Genomic DNA, 23,366 nt, shown 5'->3' with positions numbered 1-23,366 from the left:
GCGACACCCTCAGAAGCGTGCCGGCGGCAGGATCTCGTCGCCGGGACGGGCGTTGAAGAGCCGCAGCGAGCCGACCCGCTCGTCGCCGTTGCGTCCGCTGTTCTCGTGGAACGACACCACGCTGACCGAGGCCGGGGTGAGCTCCATCCGGAACAGCGAGTCCAACGGAGCCTGGACCGCGTGCGAGACCAGGGTCTTGATCGGGGTGACGTGGCTGACCACCGCGATGGTCCGGCCGGTGTGTGCGGCCAGGGTCCGGTCGAGCCCCGCCAGGACGCGAGCCTGCACGGCGCGCATCGACTCGCCACCGGGCGGTGCGACGTCGACCGAACCGAGCCATGCGTCAAGGTCGGCCTGGTGCTTCTCGGCCACCTCACCGAAGGTCATTCCGTCCCAGTCGCCGAACTCCATCTCGGCGAAGCCGGCCTCGGTCTCGAGGTCGTGACCGAGCACCTCGGCGATGATCTCGGCGGACTCGAGGGTACGACGTACCGGCGAGGCGATCACGGCGTCGAGGTGCATGTTCTGCAACCACTCCGCAGTGGCACGCACCTGCTCGCGGCCGAGGTCGGAGAGGCCGGGGTTCGCGCTGGCCAGGCCGCCGGAGAACCGCTTGTCCACGGTGTGCGGGGTGACCCCGTGGCGGATCAGGACCAGGGTGGTCGGGGGCGGGCCGGCCGGGGACCAGCCGCGGGCCGGAGCCGGCTGCGCGACTGACTCGTCGGCGAGCGGCGCCTCGGTCGGGTCCTCGATCGCCTCGATCAGCGAATCGGGACGCGGGTCCTCCAGAGGTTGGCCCCCAGCACCCGTCCCGGAAGGACCCGAGCTCACAGGCCGGACTCCGCGGTCCGGACCAGGATCCGCGAGCACTCCTCGCAGCGCACGACCTCGTCGATCGGCGCCTTGGCGATCACGGCCAGGTCGGCCGGGTTGAGGCGCAGCTGGCAGCCGCCGCACTGGCGGGCACGCAGCTCGGCCGCGCCGACGCTCTGCTTCTCCCGGATCCGCTCATAGAGTGCGAGCAGGTTTTCGGGGATCCCCTCGAGCGCAGTGACCCGTTCGGACGTCGCCGCCTCGAGGTCCTTGCTGATCGCAGCGGCGGCCTCGTCGCGCGCTGCGGCGAGCTCGCCCAAACGGCTCTCGATGTGCTGCTGCTCGTCCTGAGCACGGGTGAGTTCGGCCTGTGCCTCCTCGAGGCGCTCCATGATCTCCAGCTCGGTGTCCTCGAGCGAGGTGATCCGGCGCTCGAGCGACTCCAGCTCGTGGGACATGTTCTGGAGATCCTTGGGGTTGGTGATCAGCCCCTGCTCCATCCGGCCCCGGTCCCGCTCGCGACGCGTCTTGACCTGCTCGACGTCGCGTTCGGCGCGCTTCTGCTCCTTGGCCAGGTCGTCGACGCGGATCTTCGCGTCACGGGCCCTGTTGTCGAGATCCCGACGGCTCGACTCGAGCGCGGCGATCTCGCCGATCTGGGGCAGGGCGCGCAACTGGTGGCGTCCCTGCGCGATGCGGGAGTCCACCTCGGCCAGGTCAAGCAGCTTGCGTTGGGCGGTCGGGTCGGCTTTCAGCGTCGGCTCCTCAGATGCGGAATGTCCATGGGTCCGTGCGAACGGTGCTCACGCGGGGCTCCACCGTATCCCCCAGTGCCTCGTGCAGCCGCGCCGAGACCACCGGGAGCCAGGTCGACTCCGCGGCCCAGTGCGCCACGTCGATCAGTGCCGGACCGCCCTTCTCGACGAACTCGGCCGCCGGATGGTGCCGCAGATCACTGGTCAGGTAGACGTCCGCGTCGCTGCCGGCGAGCCGATCGAGCAGGAAGTCGCCCGCGCCGCCACACAGCGCGACACGGCGTACGACGCGCTCCGGGTCCCCGCTGACCCGGACGCCCTGCTCGGTGGCGGGAAGGGCCTCTGCCACGACCTGCGCGAAGTCGCGCAGCGTGGTCGGCTCGACGAGGCCGATCCGGCCGGTGCCGACCGTGCCGACCCCGGGGTCCGCGAGCTCGATGATGTCGTAGGCCGGCTGCTCGTAGGGATGGCTGGCGAGCATCGCCGCGACCACCTGGCGACGCAGGCTGCGCGGAAGGATCGCCTCGATCCGATGCTCGTCGACGACGGCCACGTCCCCGATGGTGCCGATCGTGGGGTCGGCTCCCTCGAGGGGACGGAACCGGCCCTGACCCTCGCTGGAGAACGTGCAGTGGTCGTAGTTGCCGATCGCCCCGGCACCGGCGTCCGCGATCGCCGCCCGGACCGGCGCCGCAGCGTCGTGCGGCGCGAAGACCACGATCTTGTCCATCGGGGCGGTTGCGGTGGCGATGATCGGCTCGAGGTCGGTCATCCCGAGCGCCAGTGCGAGTGACTCCGAGACGCCCCCGGCGGCCTGGTCGGCGTTGGTGTGCGCGGTGAGCAGTGCGCACCCGGCCTTGGCCAGGGTGGCCAGGGTGCGGCCCTTCGCCGTCGTCGTCGTGAAGCCGTGCACGGGCTTGAGGAACAGCGGGTGGTGTACGACGAGCAGGTCGGCGCCCCAGTCGGCGGCCTCCTGGGCCACCTCCTCGGTGGGATCGACGGCGAACAGGACCTTCTTCACCGTTGCTGTGGGGTCTCCGTGCACCAGGCCGACGGCGTCCCAGCCCTCGGCGGTGGAGGGTGGGAACCACCCGTGCAGCAACTCGACCACTTCTGCCAACGTCGTCATGGCGTCAGGCTAGCGGGGAGCCCACTCACAGATGAGAGTGCTCTCATCTGTGTCTCATCACTCCCCCACGCGCGAGACCCACGCTGTGTCCATGGGCAACTCCTTCAAGGCGATCCTGGCGCTCTGTGTCGCGATGCCGATGCTGGCCTACATCGCCGGCGCGCTCGTCGCCGCGAACGGCCCGACGAGTGATCGGTCCCCGATCACCTTCACCGAGCCCACCGACGCCGCATCACCCGACGCGGAGACCACCGACGACGCCAAGCCCTCCGAGTCCGCCACGCCGAAAACTCCCGCCCACGGCGACGACACCGCCACTGATCGCGGTGAGGGTACGAGGACGGAGCCGCGGGTCACCCGGAAGGCGACCCCCAAGCCCGCCCCGAAGACCCAGGAGGCGCCCAAGGTCGTCACGCCCCGGCCCGAGCCGAGGGACGACGATGATGACGACCGGGAGTCGGACGACCGGGAATGGGACGACGACGATGCCGAGGAGGACGACGATGACTGAACGGGTGATGATGGTGGGGCGTGACTCTCCCAGCCCGTCCATTCGAGTGAGCATCCGGAGTTGATCCCGACGACCGATCCGACTCTGACACCAGACGCCCGGCGAAGGCCGGGCGTCTCTGTGCGTGTCCGGATCGTGGTGACCGTGGCGGTCCTGGTCGCACTGGCGCTGAGCAGCGCGGGGGCGATCATGTATGGCATCGAGTCGGCACGCCTCGACCGTGCGGCCACGGCCCAGGCAGAGCAGGAGATCGCCGAGTTCCGCACACTGCAGGAACAGGGCAAGGACCCGAACACGGCCCGGGACTTCGCCAGCATCCGGGACCTGATGCGGGTCTTCCTCGAGCGGAACGTGCCCAGCGACAACGAGCTCTTCGTGGCCTGGGTCGACGACAAGGCAGCATTCGTCTCGGCATCGGATCACCGGGGTTTCGGCGGCAGCGACGAGCTCGCCGCACTCGTCGCTCGTCACGTCGAGGACGGAGCCGAGTTCCGGGCTGACTCCAGCGTCGGCGAGCTGCTGATCACGGTGCAACCGGTGCACGGCCAGTCCAGTCGCGGTGCGCTCGTGGTGGTCACCTTCCTCGACGACATGCATGCCGACCTGACCAACCTGATGCGCACCTATGCGATCTTCTCCCTGCTCTCCCTCGGCGTGATCACGATGCTCGCCGGGTGGCAGGCAGGTCGCCTGCTGGCCCCCTTGCGCCAGATGAGCGAGACCGCCCGCGAGATCAGCGTCACCGACCTGTCGCGGCGCCTGCCGGAGACCGGCAACGACGACATCAGCGCGTTGACCCGGACCGTCAACGAGATGCTCGCCCGGCTCGAGGAGTCGTTCACCACGCAGCGCCAGTTCCTCGACAGTGCCGGGCACGAGCTGAGGACCCCGCTGACCATCCTGCGCGGCCACCTCGAGGTGCTCGACGAGGACAACCCCGCCGAGGTCGCGGAGACCCGCGACATGCTCCTCGACGAGATCGATCGGATGGCGCGCCTGGTCAACGACCTGATCCTGCTGACCAAGAGCAATCGGCCGGACTTCATCACACCCGGCCCGGTCGACCTCGATGCGCTCGTCTCCTCGGTGGTCACCAAGGCCCGCGGCCTGGGGGTGCGTGAGTGGCAGGTCGACGCCACCACGGACGGCGTACTCCTCCACCTCGACGAGCAGCGCATCACCCAGGCCCTGCTCCAGCTCGCCGACAACGCGGTCAAGCACACCCACCCCGGTGACGTCATCGCCGTCGGTGCGTCTGTGGACCACTCGGACGGTACGTCGTCCAGCACCGTCCGGTTGTGGGTGCGCGACGCGGGGCACGGCGTGGAACCTGGCGACCGGGAGCGGATCTTCGAGCGATTCAGCCGCAGCGCCGTCCTGCCCGGCGACGAGGGCTTCGGTCTCGGGCTCTCGATCGTGCGCGCCATTGCCAGCGCCCATGGCGGAACCGTCCACGTGGAGGATGCGGAGCCGACCGGCGCCACCTTCGTTCTCACCCTGCCCTTCGCGGCAGACACCGTCACCGAGGAAGAGGAGTCATGGCCCGCATCCTGATCATCGAGGACGAGGCACGGATCGCGTCGTTCGTCGCCAAGGGGCTCCGAGCCGAGGGGCACCAGAGCGTCATCGCAGACGACGGCCCCGCTGGTCTCGACCTGGTCCTGACCGACGACTTCGACCTGGTGGTGCTCGACATCGGGTTGCCCGGGATGGACGGGTTCGAGGTCCTCGACCAGATGCGCAACCAGGGCTCGAGGGTTCCTGTCATCGTGCTCACCGCCCGCGACTCGGTCACTGACACCGTTAGCGCACTGGAGGGCGGGGCGGACGACTACATGTCCAAGCCGTTCCGGTTCGCCGAGCTCCTCGCCCGCGTCCGGCTCCGGCTTCGCCAGGCCAATGAGAAGCCTGCGGCACGAGACGACGTACTCGAGGCCGGCGGGGTCCGGCTGGACCTGCGTACCCGTACGGCGTTCGCGAACGGCAGCGAGGTGGAGCTGTCGGCTCGGGAGTTCACGCTGCTCGAGATCTTCCTGCTCAACCCCGGGCAGGTGCTCTCGCGCGAACAGCTGCTCGACCACGTCTGGGGCTATGACTTCGACCCGGCCTCCAACGTCGTGGACGTCTACGTCGGCTACCTGCGCAAGAAGCTCGGCGCCTCGACGATCTCAACCGTGCGCGGGATGGGCTACCGCTTCAACGCCTGAGCCCGCGTGCGCCGACCCGTCGTGAATTCACGCTCTGTCGGCGGGCGGAGCGGAGTTCACGCACGCACCTTGAAGCCGGCCAGGCGGCCCCGCGGCATCCGCTCGAGGAGCGGCTGGAGGGCGTCCATGATCTCCCTCGGTGCCGGCCTGTCGTCCGGGTCGGACTCGAGACAGGCATGGATCACCGTGCCGACCTCGTCGGGCACGAAGCCGGGCACGTCATAGATCGTCGGCCCGAGCTGCGGCCAGATCTCGAGGGGCATGTCCGCGCCGGGGTTTCCCTGGTCGAAGGGCAGGTAGCCGCTGACCGCGTGGAACAGCGTGGCGCCGATTCCCCACACGTCACTGGCCGGCCCCGGTACGGCGTACTCACCCGGCAGGCACTGTTCGGGAGCCATGTAGGCATCCGTGCCGATCGGCTTGTCCAGGGCCGCAGCGACCTCGGTGGTGCGCATCAGGGACAGGTCGATCAGGCGGGCAGGTGCGCCCATGATGATGTTGCTGGGCTTGATGTCGAGGTGCACCTGCCCCACGTGGCCCAGGTAGTGCACCGCCGCCGCGAGGTCGATGGCGAGCGGGAGGTACTGCGCCTCGGGCAGCGGACCGTAGCGGCGGATCAGTGAGGAGAGCCGCGGCCCGTCGATGTGCTCGAGCACGACGTGGGGCCGCGGGCCGTCGGCGTCGTGCCGGAGCCCGCGGACCACCACTGGATGGTTCACCTCGTCGAGCGCGGCGATCTCGCGGCGCAGGCCGCGCAACGAGGCCTCGTCGTGCACCTGGTCGGGACGCAGGACCTTCACCACCACCGGACCGCAGGTGATCTCGTCGAAGGCGAGCAGCGCCTCATAGGCCGCGCCTCCCCCGAGCAGGGTGAGCACGGTCAGCTCCGGGGTGATCTGGTCACCCTCGGTGAAGCCCCAGCTGTCCTTGCGGACTCGCCCGTGTGTCCCTGCCATGCCCTGCCTCCTGATGGTCCGGTGGATGCTGCTCGCTCTGTCGACCGACGAGGTCAGTCGCGCGAGTCGCGGGACTGGGCGTCGCGCGACTGGGTGTCACGCGACTGGGTGTCACGGGACTGGGCATCACTCGACTGGGCGTCGCGCGACTGGGCACTCCAGTCCCTGCTGACCTGGGAGCTCGTCTGCCTCGGGCTGCTCTTCTTCTGGACGATCTGCTTCTTGACCGGGGCGGTGGACTGCGCGGGCGCGGTCGACCGCTGCACCGAGTCGTTGCTGTTCTCGCGCGAGTTGTCCTGCCGCGAGTTGTCGGGGCGCGACTTGTCGGCCCGGGACGTGTCGTCCTTCGACGTCTCGGCACGGGAGACGTCGCGTGACACGTCCGCGCCGACAGCGCCATCGGCCGGTCGCGACCGGTCCTTGTCCGTGCTGTCGTCCTCGTCGAGGTCGTCCTCGAGGACGAGCTCGCTGGTGGTCTCCTCACGCTTGGCGGCATCCTCGTCGGCCGAGGCCGACAGCGGCACCTGCATCGTGAACAGGCCGACGGAGACGACACCGGCGACGGCGAGGCTGGCCAGGGAAGCAATCTTCTTCATGAGCTCTCAGTCCTTCTCGTTGCTGGCCCTTGGGGCCCGGTTGCTGACGTGAAGAACTCTGGCGGTCGGTGGTGAAACGACCGTGAGCCCCAGATGAGAGGGCTCTCATCGCCTCTCACAGGGGCTCACGTCCGCTGTGGTGGTGTGCTCAGTTGATCTGTTTGCCCTGGGCTTCCCAGTAGGGCGCCCGGAGCTTGAACTTCTGCAGCTTCCCGGTCGCGGTGCGAGCCAGCTCGTCGCGGAACTCGATCGAGGTCGGTGCCTTGTAGCCGGCGGCCCGGTCCTTGCACCAGGCGATCAGGTCGGCCTCGGTCGCATGCTCGTCGGGGGCCAGCACGACCAGCGCCTTGATGGTTTCTCCCCACTTCTCGCTGGGCACGCCGATCACGGCGACCTCCTGGACGGCCGGGTGCGAGAAGAGCACGTCCTCGACCTCGATCGAGGAGACGTTCTCACCGCCGGTGATGATGACGTCCTTCTTGCGGTCCTGGATGGTGAGGTAGCCGTCGTCGCCGATCACGCCACCGTCGCCGGTGTGGAACCAGTCATCGGCCAGGCAGCGCTCGGTCTCGTCCGGGTTCTGCCAGTAGCCCTCGAGGACCACGTTGGACCGGGCCAGCACCTCGCCGGCTGCATCGGTGGACAGCCGTACGCCGACCGCGGGCGCCCCGGCGCGCACCAGCTTGCTGGCCCGTGCCTCGGGGTCGAGGTCGTCCCACTCCGCACGCGTGCGGTTGATGGTCAGCAGCGGAGAGGTCTCGGTGAGGCCATAGATCTGGATGAACTCCCAGCCGAGCTCCTGCTCGACCCGCGCCACGGTCTTCGTGGGCGGGGGCGCACCGGCCACGATGATCCGGACCTTGTCGCGACCGGGGATCTCGCCCTCCCAGTCGGCTGCGGCCTCCAAGACCGCGGCGACCACGGCCGGAGCTGCACACATCACGGTGACACCGTGCTCCTCGACGCGGCGCAGGATCTCGGCGCCGTCGATCTTGCGGATCACCACCTGGGGAACGCCCAGGCCGGCCATCGCGAACGGCATACCCCAGCCGTTGGCGTGGAACATCGGCAGCGTGTGCAGATAGACGTCGCGGTCGGTGACACCGGCATGGAGGCCGAAGGTGACTGCGTTGACCCAGATGTTGCGGTGGGTGATCTGGACGCCCTTGGGGCGGGCCGTCGTACCGGATGTGTAGTTGATCGTGGCGGTGGCGTTCTCGTCCGGGGTCCAGGGCTTGGGCTCGACGCCCTCGGCGGCATAGATGTCGTCGTCGTTGCCGATCACATACTTGAACTCGGCCGTGACGTCGGCGAGCTCGTCGGCGATCTCCGGGTCGACCAGCAGCATTCGGGCACCGGAGTGCTCGACGATGTAGGACACCTCGTCCGGCCGGAGCCGGAAGTTCACCGGGACCAGCACGCGGCCGTGACCGGCCACACCGAAGAACGAGGTCAGCAGGCGGGCGCTGTTGTGGGACACCACCGCGACCCGCTCACCGAAGCCGATCCCGAGCTCGTCCAGCTTCGCGGCCTGGCGCTTGGCGCGCGCGGCGATCTCGCGATAGGTCACCTCACCGTGCGAGGGGGCCGGCTGGTCTGGCTCGTCGACCACACCGATGCGGTCGCCATAGACGCCCGCGGCGCGGTCGATGAAGTCGGCGATCTGGAACTGGACGAGCATGTGCACTCCCTCACAACGGCTGGTCCGCCCAAGATAGCCAACTCGCGGCGGGGCTGGGGAGCAGCGACGTCACGTCTCTCGACGGGCGGTCGTCTCCGTGCGGCGAGCGGCAGGGAGAGACAGGGGATGTGGAACGGGTGCGTCGGGACGGTTTCGAACCGCCGACCGCTCGGGTGTAAACCGAGTGCTCTACCGCTGAGCTACCGACGCGCATCAGGCTGGGAGCACACTACGCGAGCCGGATCCGGGTCCCGAATCCGACCGGCGTACTCCCGCCGGGTGCTTCAAAAGAAGTACAGCCGCCGGGGTCTCGGGTCCCCAGCGGCTGTACGTCGAACAGTCTCGGGCCTTCGCCCCCCACTTGTCACGGTTTTGGCAAACATTGCAAGAACATGCAGGAACGGGGGTGGGCCGAGAGATCTCAGCCTTCTGCTGCAGCCTGCAACTCGCGCAGGTGCTCGTCGAGGTCCCTGCCGTCAGCCATCGCGTTGTGCACTGCCCAGGTGATCCGGCCGTCCTTGCCGATCACGTAGGAGGAACGGCGCGGGCAGCCCTTCTTCTCGTCGAAGACCTCGAACGCGCGCGACACCTCCCCGTGCGGCCAGAAGTCGGAGAGCAGGGAGAAGTTGAGGTTGTCCGAGTCGGCGAACGAGCGCACTGAATAGATCGGGTCGCACGAGATCGCCAGGACCTCGCTGTCGAAGGTCAGGAACTCGTCGAGCCGGTCCGCGATGCCGGTCAACTCGCCGGTGCAGACCCCCGAGAAGGCGAACGGATAGAAGAAGATCACGACTGCCTTGGACCCGATGAACGACGACAGGGTCACGTCCTGGCCGAACTGGTCCCGGAGGGTGAAGTCCGGGGCCACGTCGCCGACGTGCAGATCAGTCATGGCTCTGTCCTAGGATTGCGCGCGTGCTGGAACGGGTTGCGAGACGCCATCTTCGCACTACCGTGCTGGCAGTCGTCTGCGGGCTGCTGGTGCTGTCGGGTTGCGCTCAGGACTCCGAAGACCCCGAGCCGCTCGGGGCCCGCGCCGGCGCGAAGGCCACCGGCGGCACCGCACCAGAGCTCGATCCGCTCGCGGGCGCACCCTCCCTCGGGGCCTGCTATGCGTTGCAGAAGAGCGACACCTTGGCCACGACCAGCACCCGGGCCGCCCTGCCCGACTGCGACCGTGCGCACACCTCGCGGACCTTCCTGGTCGAGACCGTGCCCGAAGGGCAGCAGACCGACGACTTCGAGCTGATCAGGTCCAAGTGCGAGGGAGCGCTGCCCACCGGCACCGGGCTGAACACGACCGAGCTCTACTCCTCGATCGTCACCTGGATCTGGTTCGAGCCGACGTCGGCGCAGAAGAAGGCGGGCGCACGCTGGTTCCGTTGCGATGCCATCGCCCAGAGCCGGGAGAAGCTCAAGCCCCTGCCCCGCACGGCTGACCGGGGATACAACTTCTTCATCGGAGCGCTGCCGAAGGCCTACAAGCGCTGCATCCGCGACGGCAAGGACACCAACGGCGACGGCGAGCCGGAGCCCGTCCACGTGACCTGCGCGGAGAAGCACCAATATGAGTGGACCGGCTATTTCCGGATGAAGGACACCAGCAAGTTCCCCTCCGACAAGGCCTTCATGGGCTGGGCGAAGTCCCGGTGCACCAAGGTGGCGGGCACCGCTCAGTGGTGGGCCACCTGGCCCTCGGAGCGAGCCTGGAGCGACGGCGAGCGCCGGATCTCCTGCTACGCGAAGGTCGGGTAGGAGCCCCGGGCTCCGCGATCGACGGCTGCAAGGCCATCAGCCGGGCCGTCAACAACTGACGGGTCGGCGAGGGGGCGTCAACAACTGACGACTCGGCGCGTGCCGCCCGGCGAGGGGGCGTCAACAACTGACGGGTCGACGCGCGCCGCCCGGCGAGCAGGCGTCAACAACTGACGGGTCGGCGGGGGTCGCTCGGCGAGCAGGCGTCAACAACTGACGGGTCGGCGGGGGTCGCTCGGCGAGCAGGCGTCAACAACTGACGGGTCGGCGGTGTCAGTCCCGCTGCCACTCGGTGAGCTCGCGCTTGAGCACCTTGCCGGTGGCGTTGCGCGGGAGCTCGTCGAGGAAGACAAACTCCTTGGGGACCTTGAAGCGGGCCAGGTTCTTGCGCACCCACGCCTTGAGCTCCTCCTCGTCCACGTCGCGGGAGGTGACCACGAAGGCCCGCAGGCGTGTGCCGAAGTCGTCGTCGTCGATGCCGATCGCAGCCACCTCGACCACGCCGTCGTGGCGCGCCAGGCAGTCCTCGACCTCCTTGGGGAAGACGTTCTCGCCACCGGAGACGATCATCTCGTCGTCGCGTCCCTCGACGTAGAGCCGGCCGAACTCGTCGAAGCGGCCGACGTCGCCCGAGGACATCAGTCCGTCGATGAGCTCCTTGTTGCCACCGCCGGTGTAGCCCTCGAACAGGAGCCCGTTGCCGACGAAGATCCGGCCCGACGTGCCCTGCGGGACCTCGTTGCCCGACTCGTCGAAGATGCGTACGACGGTGGCGTGCGGCGGCTTCCCGGCACTGTCCGGGGCGGCCCGCAGGTCCTCCGGTGTGGCGATCGAGGCATAGGCGACCTCGGTGGAGCCATAGATGTTGTAGAGGTTGTCGCCGAAGGTGTCCATCCACTTCAGGGCCAGGTCACCGGGCAGCGCGGAGCCCGAGGCCGCGACGACCTCGACAGCGGACAGGTCATATTTCTCGATCGTGTCCTGGGGCAGCTGCAGGATCCGTTGCAGCATCACCGGGATCACCACGATGGCCTTGCAGCCGGTCGAGGTGGCGGTGGCCAGTGCGGTCTCCGGCTCGAAGCGACGGGTGAGCACCGCGGTCGAGCCGAGCAGCATCCCGAGCATCAGGTGCGCGAAGCCCCAGGTGTGGAAGAGCGGCGCCGCGATGTGGGTGCGCCAGCGGGCCTTGAGCGGCATCCGGGAGAGTAGCGAGACCGCGGCCGGGATGCCGGCCTCCTTGCGTGGGGCGCCCTTGGGCGTCCCGGTGGTCCCCGAGGTCAGGATCACCACCTTCGCGTGCCGCTTCGGCGGGGTCAGTGCGGCCGGGCTGCCCGAGGCGATCAGCGACTCGAGGCTCGCCACGGCGGGATCGGAGCTGTCGACCCAGGCCAGGATCCGGTTCTCGACCGCAGCACCGGCCAGCAGGTCGGTGAACTCCTCGTCATGGATGACGGCCTTCGGCTTCTCCCGTGCGAGTACGTCGACCAGCTGTGGGCCGGCGAAGGCGGTGTTGAGGTAGAGGATGTCGGCACCGAGCTTGGCGATGGCCAGCGTGGCGTCGACGAACCCACGGTGGTTGCGGGCCATCACCGCCACCGAGTCACCCTCGCGGATGCCCTGCCTGCGCAACGAGTCGGCCAGCGCGTTGCTGCGCTGCTCGAGCTCCCCGAAGGTGAGCGTGCCGAGCTCGTCGATCAGGCCGGGGCGATCCGGGTAGCGCACCGCCAGCGTGGTGAACCCGCCGGCCGGTCCGGTCCCCCACTTGAGGACGGTGCCGGCGAGGCCGACGAGCTTGCGTGGACCGAACGGCTCCACGATTCCGGCGCCGAGCAGCACCTTGGCCGACGTCGCGCCACTGGCGAGTCTCTCGCGCGTCTTGCCCATGCTGGATCCCTTCGGGAGCGCCGGATGGCGTGGGTGGTCGACTCCTGCCCAGTCGGGCCGGAGACTGGTGCAGGCGGTGGATCAGTGGTCAGTGGGCCGACTTGGGGGCGACCAGGCGGGTGGCGGCCCATTCGCTGCTGACCGACGCGGTCGTCGTCTGCGACAGGCCCGCAATCGGGGCGGCCTCGGAGATGTCCGCCGCGTCCACGGCGTTGGGGCGACCCACCTTGGGGGTGAACAGCCAGATGACGCCGCCGCCGACGAGGTCGGTCAGGGCGTCGACGAGTGCGTCGACCAGGTCTCCGTCGTCGTCGCGCCACCAGAGCAGCACTGCGTCCACGACGTTGCCGTGGTCGCCGTCGACCATGTCGGCGTCGATGGCGTCCTCGATCTCGAGGCGCAGACCGTCATCGGTGTCTTCGTCCCAGCCGAGTTCCTGGATCACCATTCCCGGTGTAAAGCCCAATCGAACGGCTGCTCCGGCAGTGGGGGCGCTGTCGCCACCCGTGGTCGAACTCAACTGACTCCTCCAGACACGCGAACGGACGATCTCGACCTCATCGGACGATCTCGATCTACAAATTGGTGCCCGTAGTCCACCGGAGTTCGGGCGTGTGCGCAACCCTTCGTCCTCAGCAGCCGCCATCTGGACCGCTCTGGACCGTCTCAGTGGACGTACTCATGGGTAGATTTTCTCCCGCGCGCGGGCGTGCAACGATGGCAATCGTGACCGACACCACCCCGTCCCCCACATCCCCTGCAACATCCCCCGTCATCCATGAGGGATTGCCGACCCAGTTGCCAGACATCGACCCGGAGGAGACCCGGGACTGGATCGAATCCTTCGACGCGATGATCGAGGGGCGTGGCCGGGATCGCGCCCGTTATCTGATGCTGCGGCTGCTCGAGAGGGCCCGCCAGAAGCAGGTCGGCGTACCTGCCCTGAGAAGCACCGACTACATCAACACGGTGCCGCCGGAGCGTGAGCCCTGGTTCCCGGGCGATGAGGAGGCAGAGCGCCGCATTCGCGCCTTCATCCGCTGGAACGCGGCCGTGATGGTCTCCGGCGCGAACCGCAAGGGTCTCGAGGTCGGTGGCCACATCGCCACCTACCAGTCGGCCGCCAGCCTCTACGAGGTCGGCTTCAACCACTTCTTCCGCGGCAAGGACCACCCCGGTGGCGGCGACCAGGTCTTCATCCAGGGCCACGCCTCCCCCGGCATCTATGCCCGTGCCTACCTCGAGGGGCGCCTGCCCGAGGAGAAGCTCTACCGCTTCCGCCAGGAGGTCCAGCACGGCGTCGGCGCCGGCCTGCCCTCCTACCCGCACCCGCGGCTGATGCCCGAGTTCTGGGAGTTCCCGACCGTCTCGATGGGGCTCACCGCCCTCAACGCGATCTACCAGGCCCGGTTCAACCGCTACATGGCCAACCGCGGCATCAAGGACACCTCCGACCAGCGCGTGTGGGCCTTCCTCGGCGACGGCGAGATGGGCGAGCCCGAGTCCCTCGGCGCGATCGGCCTTGCTGCGCGTGAGGAGCTCGACAACCTCACCTTCGTCATCAACTGCAACCTGCAGCAGCTCGACGGCCCGGTGCGTGGCAACGGCAAGATCATCCAGGAGCTGGAGTCGATCTTCCGCGGAGCCGGCTGGAACGTGGTCAAGGTCATCTGGGGCCGCGAGTGGGACGCCCTGCTCGCCAAGGACGTGGACGGTGTCCTGGTCAACCAGATGAACTCCACCCCGGACGGCTCGTTCCAGACCTACTCGCGCGAGACCGGCGGCTATGTCCGGGACAACTTCTTCGGCGTCGACCCGCGACTGCGCAAGATGGTCGAGCACATGACCGACCAGCAGATCCAGAAGCTGCCGCGCGGTGGTCACGACTACCGCAAGGTCTTCGCCGCCTTCGACTCGGCGACCAAGACCGTCGGCCAGCCGACCGTGATCCTCGCCCACACCATCAAGGGCTGGACGATCGACGCCCTTGAGGGCAAGAACGCCACGCACCAGATGAAGAAGCTGACCCAGGACGACCTGAAGAAGTTCCGCGACCGGCTCTACCTGCCGATCTCGGACCGCGACCTGGACCTGGCCTACGAGAAGACCGGCACCGCGCCGTTCTTCCACCCCGGCGAGAAGTCCCCCGAGATCGAATACATGATGGAGCGCCGCAAGGCCCTGGGCGGCTCGCTGCCGCGCCGGGTCAACCGCTCCACGCTGCCCAAGCTGCCCGCCGACAAGGTCTACTCCGAGCTCAAGCAGGGCTCGGGCAAGAACAAGATCGCCACCACGATGGCGACCGTGCGGCTGCTCAAGGACTGGATGAAGGACGAGGGCATCGGTCAGCGGATCGTGCCGATCGCTCCGGACGAATATCGCACCTTCGGTATGGACGCGATGTTCCCGACCGCGAAGGTCTACAACCCGGGCGGCCAGCAATATGAGTCGGTCGACCGCAAGCTCCTGCTGGCCTACAAGGAGTCCGAGAAGGGCCAGATGCTGCACGAGGGCATCTCGGAGGCCGGCGCGATGGCCTCCGCGACGGCTGCGGGCTCGGCGTACACCACGCATGGCGAGCACATGATCCCGTTCTACATCTTCTACTCGATGTTCGGCTTCCAGCGCACCGGCGACTCGATCTGGGCGATGGCCGACCAGATGGCGCGCGGCTTCCTGATCGGCGCGACGGCGGGCCGGACCACCCTGACCGGTGAGGGCCTGCAGCACGCGGACGGCCACTCGCCGCTGCTGGCCGCGACCAACCCCGCGGTCGTGCACTACGACCCGGCGTTCGCCTACGAGGTCTCGCACATCATGAAGTCGGGCCTGGACCGGATGTACGCCGGTTCCGAGGAGCACCCCGAGGGCGAGAACGTCATCTTCTACCTGACCGTCTACAACGAGCCGGTCAGCCAGCCCGCAGAGCCCGACGACGTGGACGTGGAGGGCCTGCTCAAGGGCCTGCACAAGGTGTCCACCGGTGACGGCGACGGCCCACGGGTCCAGCTGCTCGCCTCGGGCGTGGCCTATCCGTGGATCAACGAAGCGGCCCGGATGCTCAAGGAGGAGTGGGGCGTCACGGCCGACACCTGGTCGGTGACCTCGTGGAACGAGCTCGCTCGCGAGGCCGTCGACTCGGAGGAGTGGAACCTGCTCCACCCCGCCGAGGAGGGCCGCACCGCTTGGGTCTCGGAGAAGCTCACCGGTCACGACGGTCCGGTGATCGCAGTCTCCGACTTCATGCGCGCCGTGCCCCTACAGATCGCTCGCTGGGTGCCGGCCGACTACCGCGTGCTCGGGGCCGACGGCTTCGGCTTCGCCGACACCCGTCCCGCTGCCCGCCGCTTCTTCCACATCGACGCCGAGTCGGTCGTCGTACAGGCCCTGCAGGCCCTGGCCGACGACGGCCAGGTAACCCGCGAGGTCGTGGTCAAGGCGTTCGAGAAATATCGCATCGACGACCCGACCGCAGTCGCCGGCCGGGTCCAGGAGGGCGGCGACGCCTGAGGGTCGCGGCCGGCAGATCCACACCCACCGGCCCAGCTCGGCGCTGGGGCACTAATCTCGAAGAGTGCCCCAGCCCGACTCCCCCTCGCCGCGCGAGCGATCCGCGCTGGCCCTGCAGCGTGCCGCGGGCCAGCTCGGCACTGCCGCGATGGCCGGGATGGACACGCAGAAGGCCTGGTTCCGCGATCTCTCCGCCGAGGACCGGTCCTGGGTCGGGATGATCGTGCAGGCGGGTATCTCGGAGTTCGTCCGCTGGTTCGGTGAGCACGGCGACTCCTGGCAGCTCTCCACCGAGACCGACACCGCCATCGCCTCGCAGGTGTTCGGCGCTGCGCCCCGAGCGCTGACCGGCGTGATCACGCTGGAGCAGACCGTGGCCCTGGTTCGCCTCACCATCGACGTGGTCGAGGAGAACCTCGACGACCTGCTCGACGCTGAGCTGGCGCCCCTGGTCCACGAGGGCCTGCTGCGCTACGGCCGCGAGCTCGCCTTCGCCACCGCCGAGGTCTATGCCCGTGCCGCCGAGAGCCGCGGTGCCTGGGATGCGCGGCTCGAGGCCCTGGTCGTCGACACGGTGATCCGCTCCGACGGCGACAAGACCGTGCTGTCCCGCGCCAATGCACTGGGCTGGAGCAATCGCGGCGACGTCGTGGTGGTCCTCGGCCCGATGGCTGGTGGATCCACGGTCACCGCCTTCGACGACGTACGCCGTACCGCGCGGTCGGCGGGGATGGACGCGCTGTGTGCCGCCCAGGGCGACCAGATGGTGGTCATCCTCGGCGGAGTCACCGAACCGGCCCGGGCAGCGGCGTCGCTTGTGAAGCACTTCGGCGAGGGTGCGGTGGTCTTCGGCCCGCCCACCGACGACCTGCTCAGCGCGCACCGCTCGGCGGCCGCCGCACTCTCCGGCCACCGCGTCGCGGGAGCCTGGCCGGCAGCACCCGTGCCGGTTGCGGCCGGCGACCTGCTGCCCGAGCGGATCCTTGCCGGAGACGCGGAGGCGAGGCGGCACCTGGTCGAGCAGGCCTACACGCCGCTGGCCGGGCGACGCGGCCTGCTCGAGACCCTGGAGGCGTGGTTCGGCCATGGCCGGTCCGTGGAGGCAACCGCCCGGGCGATGTTCGTGCACCCCAACACGATCCGCTACCGCCTGCGCCAGGTGGGTGAGCTGACCGGCCTGACTCCCACCGAGCCACGAGATGCCCAGACGCTGGGCTTCGCGCTCACCTGCGGCCGGCTCGACGCGCTCACTGACCAGTAACCACTTTTTGTTGGAACCCGACAAAGAATCGGGCCTGAACTTCGTTCGTGGCGTCACCACGATGGCGTGTTCGGACAAGGCACAGTGGACATGTGCTCGTCATTGTTGCTCCAGGCCAAGGTGCCCAGACCCCCGGTTTCCTCATCCCCTGGCTCGAGGACCCGGTCTTTCGCTCTCGATTCGAATGGCTCTCGGCCGTCGCCGGGATCGACCTGGTGCACTACGGCACCGAGGCGGACGCGGAGACGATCCGCGACACCCGCATCGCCCAGCCCCTGCTGGTTGCGGCCGGGCTGGTCGCGGCACTCGAGCTCTTCCCGCACCCTGCGGAGGCCTTCGGCAAGATCGGCGCCGTGGCCGGCCACAGCGTCGGCGAGCTGACCGCGGCCGTCGGTGCTCGCGCCATCACCGCCGAGCAGGCGATGGTCCTGGTCCGCGAGCGCGGCAACGCCATGGCCGAGGCCGCTGCGGTGCGCCCCACCTCGATGACGGCCGTCCTCGGTGGCGACCGGGACGAGGTGCTCGCCGCGATCGCGAAGCACGGCCTGACCCCGGCCAACGACAACGGCCCCGGACAGATCGTCGCGGCCGGCACCGTCGAGCAGCTCGAGGCATTCGCTGCCGATGCCCCCGCGAAGGCGCGCCTGATGCCGCTCTCGGTGGCCGGCGCCTTCCACACCGAGCACATGGCCCCCGCGGTGAGCCACCTGGCCTCGCTCGCCAAGTCGGTCTCCACCCACGACCCCCGCGCCGTGGTGATCTCGAACGCCGACGGGCAGGTCCTGCACGACGGTCGCGAGGTGGTCTCGCGGATCGTCGGCCAGATCGCGCGTCCGGTCCGTTGGGACCTGTGCATGGAGACGATGCGCGACCTCGGCGTCACCGGCGTCCTGGAGATGCCGCCCGCGGGCACGCTGACCGGGATCATCAAGCGGCAGCTCAAGGGTGTCGAGACCTTCGCCCTGAAGACCCCGGACCAGCTCGACGATGCGCGTGCCTTCTGCCAGCGCCACGGCGAGCAGTCCCAGATCGAGACCACCCCCACCTGGCGCGTGGTCGTCTCCCCCGCCAAGGGCACGTTCCACCTGGACAAGGACGCGGCGCACGCCGAGGAGCTCGACGCGGCCTGCACGATCGGCCAGGTGTCCAGCCTGCGTGACCACACCGACGTACGCGCGGCCCACGGCGGCACCGTCGTCGAGTGGCTGGTCGAGGACGGCGACCTGGTCTCGCCCGGCCAACCGTTGCTCCGACTCCACCCGAAGGGCGCCGCCTGATGGCCGCACTGACCATCCCGGCCCCGAGCAGCCCCTATGCGCGACTGCTCGGCGTCGGTGCCTACCGTCCCGAGCGGGTGGTCCCCAACTCCGAGCTGGTCGAGGCGATCGACTCCAGCGATGAGTGGATCCAGCAGCGTTCCGGGATCGTCTCGCGCCGCTTTGCCGGCCCCGATGAGACCGTCCGTTCGATGTCGGTGGCCGCTGCCGCCCAGGCACTCGAGGCCGCGGGCGTCGAGGCCGAGCAGATCGACTGCGTCATCGTCGCCACCGTCAGCCACCTGATGCAGCTTCCGGCCGTGGCCACCCTGGTCGCGCACGACCTGGGCACCAACAAGGCCGCCGCCTTCGACATCTCCGCCGCCTGCGCCGGCTTCTGCCACGGCGTGACCCTGGCCTCCGACATGATCCGCGGCGGCTCGGCCGGACACGTCCTGGTCATCGGGGTCGAGAAGCTCACCGACCTGACCAGCCCCACCGACCGCGGAACGGCCTTCATCTTCGCCGACGGGGCCGGCGCTGTGGTGGTGGGCCCGAGCGACACTCCCGCCATCGGCCCGGTGGTGTGGGGCTCGGACGGCGAGCACTACGACTACATCCGGCAGAACATCGACTGGGGCACGGTGCTGAGGACCGCGGCCGAGACCGGCGAGGTGCCGCCGATGCCGCACATGACCATGGAGGGCAGCTCGGTGTTCCGATGGGCCGCCTTCGAGATGGCCAAGGTCGCCCAGCAGGCCCTCGACCGGGCCGGCATCACCGTGGACGACCTCGACGTCTTCATCCCGCACCAGGCCAACATGCGCATCACCGATGCGATGGCGCGGACCATGAAGCTGCCCTCGAGCGTGCGCATCGCGCGCGACATCGCCGAGCAGGGAAACACCTCGGCGGCCTCCATTCCCCTTGCCCTCGAGCGGATGATCGCCGACGGCGAGGCGCGCAGCGGCGACACCGCCCTGCTGATCGCGTTCGGTGCCGGCCTGGCGTACGCCGCCCAGGTCGTCACCGTTCCCTAGGTTCGCACCACACCGAAGCAGCACCATCCATCACAGCGCACAACCCACCCAAGGAGAAACACGCATGGCCACCACCGAAGAGATCCGCACCGACCTCGCCGAGATCGTCAACGAGGTCGCCGGCATCCCCGCCGAGGACGTCCAGCTCGACAAGTCGTTCGTGGATGACCTCGACGTCGACTCGCTCTCCATGGTCGAGGTCGTCGTGGCCGCCGAGGAGAAGTTCGGCGTCTCGATCCCCGACGACCAGGTCAAGAACCTGAAGACCGTCGGCGACGCCGTCTCCTTCATAGAGAAGGCCCAGGCCTGAACCCAGCGGCCTGATTGCCCTCGAGACCCGCATCCCCCTCACCGCGACCCACAAGGAATCCCCATGTCTCTCAAGCGCGTGGTCGTCACCGGCCTCGGAACCACCAACCCGCTCGGCGGTGACGTCGCCAGCACCTGGCGCGCCCTGCTGGCCGGTGAGTCCGGAATCCGCAGGCTCGAGGACGAGTGGGTCGCCGACCTGCCGGTGAAGATCGGTGGCCGTGTGGCCGTCGAGCCCTCCGAGGTGCTGGAACGGGTCAAGGCCCGTCGGTGGGACCGCAGCACGCAGTTCGCCATGGTCGCGGCACTGCAGGCGTGGGCGGATGCGGGACTCGAGGACGCAGAGATCGACAAGACCCGGCTCGGCGTCGCCGTTGCCTCGGGGATCGGCGGTGTCACCACGCTGCTCTCCAACTACGACGCGCTCAAGGAGAAGGGCCCGCGCCGGGTCTCTCCGCTCGCGGTCCCGATGCTGATGCCCAACGCACCGGCCGCCAACGTCAGCCTGCACATCGGCGCCCGGGGTGCGGTCAACGCCCCCACCTCCGCCTGCGCATCGGGCAACGAGGCCATCTCGATGGGCCTGGACCAGATCCGTCTCGGTCGCGCCGACGTCGTCGTCGTCGGCGGCACCGAGGCCGCGATCCACCCGCTGCCGATGGCTGCCTTCGCCAACATGATGGCGCTGTCCAAGACCGCCAGCGGTGACGACGGGCGCGACCCCGCCAGCGTCTCGCGTCCGTGGGACACCGGCCGCGACGGCTTCGTCCTCGGCGAGGGCGCCGGCATCCTGGTGCTCGAGTCCGAGGAGCACGCCCGTGCCCGCGGCGCCAGGATCTATGCCGAGGTGCTCGGCTCCGGGATCACCAACGACGCCCATGACATCGCACAGCCCGATCCCGAGGGCCGCGGCGGCACCCGCGCCATCCAGCTGGCTCTCGCGTCGGGAGACGTCGACCCGAACCGGGTCTTCCACGTCAACGCGCATGCCACCTCCACCCCGCGCGGTGACATCGCCGAGGGGCTGATGCTGCACACCGTGCTCGGCGCCCACGTCGACAACGTCGTGGTCACCTCGACCAAGTCGATGACCGGCCACCTGCTCGGTGGCGCCGGTGCCTTGGAGGCCGTCGCCTGCGTGCTCGCACTGCGCGACCGGGTCAGCCCACCGACGATCAACCTCGACGACAAGGACCCGGACGTCGACCTCGACATCCCCGACAAGGCCCGCGACCTGCCGGCCGGGGACATCGTCGCCCTGAACAACTCCTTCGGCTTCGGTGGCGCCAACGTGGCCGTCGCCTTCGGGAGCATCTGATGAACGCCAAGTCTCCTGCCGCCGACACCATCGCCACCAAGCCCGCCAAGCCTGCACGCGAGGACGACCTCCGTCACCCCCTGCACCGGCTGACCGCCTTCTATGACGCCGGCTCCCTGGAGCTGCTCACCGAGAACGACGACTCCGGCATGCTGGCGGCTCGCGGCCTGGTGGACGGATCACCGGTGGTGGCCTTCTGCTCCGACCCGACCGTGATGGGCGGGGCGATGGGCGACCTGGGCTGCAAGGCCGTGCTGGTCGCCTACCGCCGTGCGATGCAGGACGAGGTCCCGATCGTCGGGCTCTGGCACTCCGGCGGCGCTCGCCTGGCCGAGGGCGTTCTCTCCCTGCACGCCGTGGGCGAGATCTTCCACATCATGACCCAGGCCTCGGGCCGGATCCCGCAGATCTCCGTCGTGCTCGGCCCGGCCGCGGGCGGAGCCGCCTATGGCCCGGCCCTGACCGACGTCGTGATCCTCGGCCCGGAGGGACGCATCTTCGTCACCGGCCCGGACGTGGTCCGCTCGGTCACCGGCGAGGACGTCGACATGCTCCGCCTCGGCGGACCGGAGCCCCACGGGCGCCGTTCGGGCGTCGTCCACATCCTCACCCAGACCGAGGCCGAGGCGCTCTCGCGCGCACGCTCGGTCGCCTCGCTGCTCGGCAACCAGGGCACCCTCGACGTCGACGCCGTCGAGGACCGTGACCTGGCCGGCGCCCTCCCGGAGTCCAAGAAGCGCGCCTATGACGTGCACCCGCTGGTCGAGGAGCTGCTCGACCGCAACCAGGACGGCACCAGCACCGGCCAGGAGCTGCACGCCAAGTGGGCCCCCAACATCGTCACCACGCTGGGCCGGATGGGCGGTCGAACCGTCGGCGTGGTTGCCAACAACCCGCTGCGCCTCGGCGGCTGCCTGGACTCAGCGTCGGCAGAGAAGGCCTCCCGCTTCGTGCGGATGTGCGACGCGTTCGGTGTCCCGCTGGTCGTCGTGGTCGACGTTCCCGGCTACCTGCCCGGCGTCGGCCAGGAGTGGGACGGCGTCGTACGCCGTGGCGCCAAGCTGCTTCACGCGTTCGGCGAGGCCGTGGTCCCCCGGGTCACCCTGGTCACCCGCAAGACGTATGGCGGTGCCTACATCGCGATGAACTCGCGCTCGTTGGGTGCCACCCGGGTCTTCGCCTGGCCCGGCGCCGAGGTTGCCGTGATGGGCGCGGTCGCGGCGATCCGGATCCTGCACCGTCGCAAGCTGGTCGACCTCTCCCCCGAGATCCGTCCCCAGGTCGAGGCCGAGCTGGCCGTCGAGCACGAGCGGATCGCCGGAGGTGTGGAGAAGGCCGTCGACATCGGTGTGGTCGACGAGATCGTCCAGCCCGACTCCACCCGGAGCGCGCTGGCCCGTGCGATCGCCGGTGCCGCCGACGTCCGCGGCGACCACGGGAACATCCCGCTCTGAGACCAGGCAGTGTGTCAGCAGGCGCCCGCTAGCCTGCTGTCATGAGCTATCAGACGATCGCGTGGGACGTGAACGCCGACAACATCGCGACCATCACCCTGAACCGGCCCGAGGCGATGAACTCGTTCACCGTCGAGATGGCCGACGAGCTCGAGGCGGCCTTCAACCGGGCCAGTGAGGACGACGACGTCCGAGCCGTCGTGGTCACGGGTTCCGGCAGAGCCTTCTGCGCGGGGATGGACCTGAGCGCCGAGGGCAATGTCTTCGGGCTCGACGAGTCCCAGTCCCCCACGCTCGAGGACATGCAGCAGCGGCTCGATGCCCCGGAGATCCACGCCGGGGTGCGCGACACCGGCGGCCGGGTCACTCTGGCCATCTTCAACTGCAAGAAGCCGGTAATCGGCGCGATCAACGGTGCCGCGGTCGGCATCGGCGCCACGATGACCTGCGCGATGGACATCCGCCTCGCCTCCGAGAAGGCCCGCATCGGCTTCGTCTTCGGCAAGATCGGGGTCACCCCCGAGGCTGCGTCCACCTGGTTCCTCCCCCGCATCGTCGGGATCTCCCGGGCCCTGGAGTGGATCTACTCCGCGGACATCCTGAGTGCGGACGAGGCACTCGAGGGTGGACTCGTGCGCTCGGTGCACCCGCCCGAGGAGCTGCTCGAGGCGGCGTACGCACTGGCCCGGAAGTTCACGGTGAACCGCTCGCCGGTCGGCGTCGCACTCGCGCGGCAGATGATCTATCGCAACAGCGCCGCGCCGGATCCGATCGTGGCGCACCAGGTGGACTCGCTGTCGATGTTCTACACCTCCATCGCCGATGGCAAGGAGGGCGTCGCGTCGTTCCTCGAGAAGCGCGACCCGGAGTTCACAAGCAAGGCCTCGCAGATGCCACCGTTCTTCCCCTGGTGATCCGCTCGGCCTGGTGA

21 protein-coding genes and 1 tRNA gene are annotated in these 23,366 nt (G+C 69.1%); 12 read left to right on the top strand and 10 right to left on the bottom strand.

Annotated features, from left to right (window positions below; translation table 11 throughout):
- Positions 1–9: 9 nt before the first annotated feature.
- From BJ980_RS18445 to BJ980_RS18435, 3 genes are read right to left on the bottom strand one after another with little or no spacing between them, the layout of a single operon-like run.
- Positions 10–831 carry a histidine phosphatase family protein gene (locus BJ980_RS18445; protein ID WP_179500400.1) on the bottom strand — a complete coding sequence of 274 codons (822 nt, stop codon included), beginning with the start codon at positions 829–831 and terminating at the stop codon, positions 10–12.
- Positions 828–1,520, bottom strand: coding sequence for a zinc ribbon domain-containing protein (locus BJ980_RS18440; protein WP_343047887.1), 693 nt, complete (start codon positions 1,518–1,520; stop codon positions 828–830). The genes BJ980_RS18445 and BJ980_RS18440 overlap by 4 nt, the downstream gene beginning before the upstream one ends.
- 58 nt (positions 1,521–1,578) lie before the next feature.
- Positions 1,579–2,697 carry a Nif3-like dinuclear metal center hexameric protein gene (locus BJ980_RS18435; protein WP_179503636.1) on the bottom strand — a complete coding sequence of 373 codons (1,119 nt, stop codon included), beginning with the start codon at positions 2,695–2,697 and terminating at the stop codon, positions 1,579–1,581.
- 91 nt (positions 2,698–2,788) lie between these two features.
- On the opposite strand from BJ980_RS18435, the gene BJ980_RS18430 reads away from it, so the two are divergent.
- The 3 genes from BJ980_RS18430 (at position 2,789) to BJ980_RS18420 (ending at position 5,415) form a co-directional block, all read left to right on the top strand.
- Entirely contained in the window at positions 2,789–3,208 is a 420-nt protein-coding gene (locus tag BJ980_RS18430) for a hypothetical protein (protein ID WP_179503635.1), read from the top strand.
- A 144-nt stretch (positions 3,209–3,352) separates the two neighbouring features.
- Positions 3,353–4,762 carry a sensor histidine kinase gene (locus BJ980_RS18425; RefSeq protein ID WP_343047886.1) on the top strand — a complete coding sequence of 470 codons (1,410 nt, stop codon included), beginning with the start codon at positions 3,353–3,355 and terminating at the stop codon, positions 4,760–4,762.
- Entirely contained in the window at positions 4,747–5,415 is a 669-nt protein-coding gene (locus BJ980_RS18420) for a response regulator transcription factor (protein ID WP_179503633.1), read from the top strand. The genes BJ980_RS18425 and BJ980_RS18420 overlap by 16 nt, the downstream gene beginning before the upstream one ends.
- 56 nt (positions 5,416–5,471) lie before the next feature.
- Here the strand turns inward: BJ980_RS18420 and BJ980_RS18415 are convergent, their stop codons facing one another.
- From BJ980_RS18415 to BJ980_RS18395, 5 genes are all read right to left on the bottom strand, one after another.
- On the bottom strand, positions 5,472–6,371 hold the full coding sequence (locus tag BJ980_RS18415) for a serine/threonine-protein kinase (protein WP_179503632.1): 900 nt from the start codon (positions 6,369–6,371) through the stop codon (positions 5,472–5,474).
- Between the two features lie 53 nt (positions 6,372–6,424).
- Entirely contained in the window at positions 6,425–6,967 is a 543-nt protein-coding gene (locus BJ980_RS18410) for a hypothetical protein (protein WP_179503631.1), read from the bottom strand.
- Between the two features lie 148 nt (positions 6,968–7,115).
- On the bottom strand, positions 7,116–8,648 hold the full coding sequence (locus BJ980_RS18405; protein WP_179503630.1) for an AMP-binding protein: 1,533 nt from the start codon (positions 8,646–8,648) through the stop codon (positions 7,116–7,118).
- 138 nt (positions 8,649–8,786) lie between these two features.
- A tRNA-Val gene (locus BJ980_RS18400) sits at positions 8,787–8,858 on the bottom strand.
- Positions 8,859–9,069: 211 nt separating this feature from the next.
- The gene (locus tag BJ980_RS18395; RefSeq protein WP_179503629.1) at positions 9,070–9,540 is read right to left on the bottom strand and encodes a peroxiredoxin; all 471 of its coding nucleotides are present in this window, start codon (positions 9,538–9,540) and stop codon (positions 9,070–9,072) included.
- A gap of 62 nt (positions 9,541–9,602) precedes the next feature.
- Here BJ980_RS18395 and BJ980_RS18390 point away from each other — a divergent pair, with 62 nt between their 5' ends.
- A complete protein-coding gene (locus BJ980_RS18390) occupies positions 9,603–10,403 on the top strand; it encodes a septum formation family protein (RefSeq protein WP_179503628.1) in 801 nt (266 codons plus the stop codon).
- 273 nt (positions 10,404–10,676) lie between these two features.
- Here the strand turns inward: BJ980_RS18390 and BJ980_RS18385 are convergent, their stop codons facing one another.
- A complete protein-coding gene (locus tag BJ980_RS18385) occupies positions 10,677–12,287 on the bottom strand; it encodes an AMP-binding protein (RefSeq protein WP_179503627.1) in 1,611 nt (536 codons plus the stop codon).
- An 88-nt stretch (positions 12,288–12,375) separates the two neighbouring features.
- Positions 12,376–12,807, bottom strand: coding sequence for a DUF3052 domain-containing protein (locus BJ980_RS19145; RefSeq protein WP_425490347.1), 432 nt, complete (start codon positions 12,805–12,807; stop codon positions 12,376–12,378).
- Between the two features lie 197 nt (positions 12,808–13,004).
- Between BJ980_RS19145 and aceE the strand changes: the two genes are divergently transcribed.
- From aceE to BJ980_RS18340, 8 genes are all read left to right on the top strand, one after another.
- Entirely contained in the window at positions 13,005–15,797 is a 2,793-nt protein-coding gene (aceE, locus tag BJ980_RS18375) for a pyruvate dehydrogenase (acetyl-transferring), homodimeric type (RefSeq protein ID WP_179503625.1), read from the top strand.
- A gap of 64 nt (positions 15,798–15,861) precedes the next feature.
- Positions 15,862–17,058, top strand: coding sequence for a PucR family transcriptional regulator (locus tag BJ980_RS18370; RefSeq protein WP_343047885.1), 1,197 nt, complete (start codon positions 15,862–15,864; stop codon positions 17,056–17,058).
- Between the two features lie 92 nt (positions 17,059–17,150).
- A complete protein-coding gene (locus BJ980_RS18365) occupies positions 17,151–18,335 on the top strand; it encodes an acyltransferase domain-containing protein (protein WP_179503624.1) in 1,185 nt (394 codons plus the stop codon).
- On the top strand, positions 18,335–19,354 hold the full coding sequence (locus BJ980_RS18360) for a beta-ketoacyl-ACP synthase III (RefSeq protein WP_179503623.1): 1,020 nt from the start codon (positions 18,335–18,337) through the stop codon (positions 19,352–19,354). Before BJ980_RS18365 ends, BJ980_RS18360 begins: the two co-directional genes overlap by 1 nt.
- A gap of 64 nt (positions 19,355–19,418) precedes the next feature.
- Positions 19,419–19,664, top strand: a complete 246-nt coding sequence (locus tag BJ980_RS18355) for an acyl carrier protein (RefSeq protein ID WP_179503622.1) — start codon at positions 19,419–19,421, stop codon at positions 19,662–19,664.
- Between the two features lie 63 nt (positions 19,665–19,727).
- Positions 19,728–20,981 carry a beta-ketoacyl-ACP synthase II gene (gene fabF, locus BJ980_RS18350; protein ID WP_179503621.1) on the top strand — a complete coding sequence of 418 codons (1,254 nt, stop codon included), beginning with the start codon at positions 19,728–19,730 and terminating at the stop codon, positions 20,979–20,981.
- Complete coding sequence (locus BJ980_RS18345) at positions 20,981–22,435, top strand: acyl-CoA carboxylase subunit beta (protein ID WP_179503620.1); 1,455 nt, start codon at positions 20,981–20,983, stop codon at positions 22,433–22,435. Before fabF ends, BJ980_RS18345 begins: the two co-directional genes overlap by 1 nt.
- Before the next feature lie 41 nt (positions 22,436–22,476).
- Positions 22,477–23,349 carry a crotonase/enoyl-CoA hydratase family protein gene (locus BJ980_RS18340; protein ID WP_179503619.1) on the top strand — a complete coding sequence of 291 codons (873 nt, stop codon included), beginning with the start codon at positions 22,477–22,479 and terminating at the stop codon, positions 23,347–23,349.
- The last annotated feature ends 17 nt before the right edge of the window (positions 23,350–23,366 follow it).

Source organism: Nocardioides daedukensis, assembly GCF_013408415.1.
Taxonomy (GTDB): Bacteria; Actinomycetota; Actinomycetes; order Propionibacteriales; family Nocardioidaceae; genus Nocardioides; species Nocardioides daedukensis.
Note: the sequence above shows the minus strand (reverse complement) of the source record. Positions and strands in the feature narration are given on the sequence as shown.

Excerpts from the sequence above, each read along its gene's own strand:
- BJ980_RS18410 (WP_179503631.1), bottom strand. The coding sequence starts at position 6,967 with ATGAAGAAGATTGCTTCCCTGGCCAGCCTCGCCGTCGCCGGTGTCGTC.
- BJ980_RS18385 (WP_179503627.1), bottom strand. The coding sequence starts at position 12,287 with ATGGGCAAGACGCGCGAGAGACTCGCCAGTGGCGCGACGTCGGCCAAG.
- BJ980_RS18360 (WP_179503623.1), top strand. The coding sequence starts at position 18,335 with ATGGCCGCACTGACCATCCCGGCCCCGAGCAGCCCCTATGCGCGACTG.
- BJ980_RS18435 (WP_179503636.1), bottom strand. The coding sequence starts at position 2,697 with ATGACGACGTTGGCAGAAGTGGTCGAGTTGCTGCACGGGTGGTTCCCA.
- BJ980_RS18415 (WP_179503632.1), bottom strand. The coding sequence starts at position 6,371 with ATGGCAGGGACACACGGGCGAGTCCGCAAGGACAGCTGGGGCTTCACC.
- BJ980_RS18405 (WP_179503630.1), bottom strand. The coding sequence starts at position 8,648 with ATGCTCGTCCAGTTCCAGATCGCCGACTTCATCGACCGCGCCGCGGGC.
- fabF (WP_179503621.1), top strand. The coding sequence starts at position 19,728 with ATGTCTCTCAAGCGCGTGGTCGTCACCGGCCTCGGAACCACCAACCCG.
- BJ980_RS18430 (WP_179503635.1), top strand. The coding sequence starts at position 2,789 with ATGGGCAACTCCTTCAAGGCGATCCTGGCGCTCTGTGTCGCGATGCCG.
- aceE (WP_179503625.1), top strand. The coding sequence starts at position 13,005 with ATGGCAATCGTGACCGACACCACCCCGTCCCCCACATCCCCTGCAACA.
- BJ980_RS18340 (WP_179503619.1), top strand. The coding sequence starts at position 22,477 with ATGAGCTATCAGACGATCGCGTGGGACGTGAACGCCGACAACATCGCG.
- BJ980_RS18345 (WP_179503620.1), top strand. The coding sequence starts at position 20,981 with ATGAACGCCAAGTCTCCTGCCGCCGACACCATCGCCACCAAGCCCGCC.
- BJ980_RS18355 (WP_179503622.1), top strand. The coding sequence starts at position 19,419 with ATGGCCACCACCGAAGAGATCCGCACCGACCTCGCCGAGATCGTCAAC.
- BJ980_RS18420 (WP_179503633.1), top strand. The coding sequence starts at position 4,747 with ATGGCCCGCATCCTGATCATCGAGGACGAGGCACGGATCGCGTCGTTC.
- BJ980_RS18395 (WP_179503629.1), bottom strand. The coding sequence starts at position 9,540 with ATGACTGATCTGCACGTCGGCGACGTGGCCCCGGACTTCACCCTCCGG.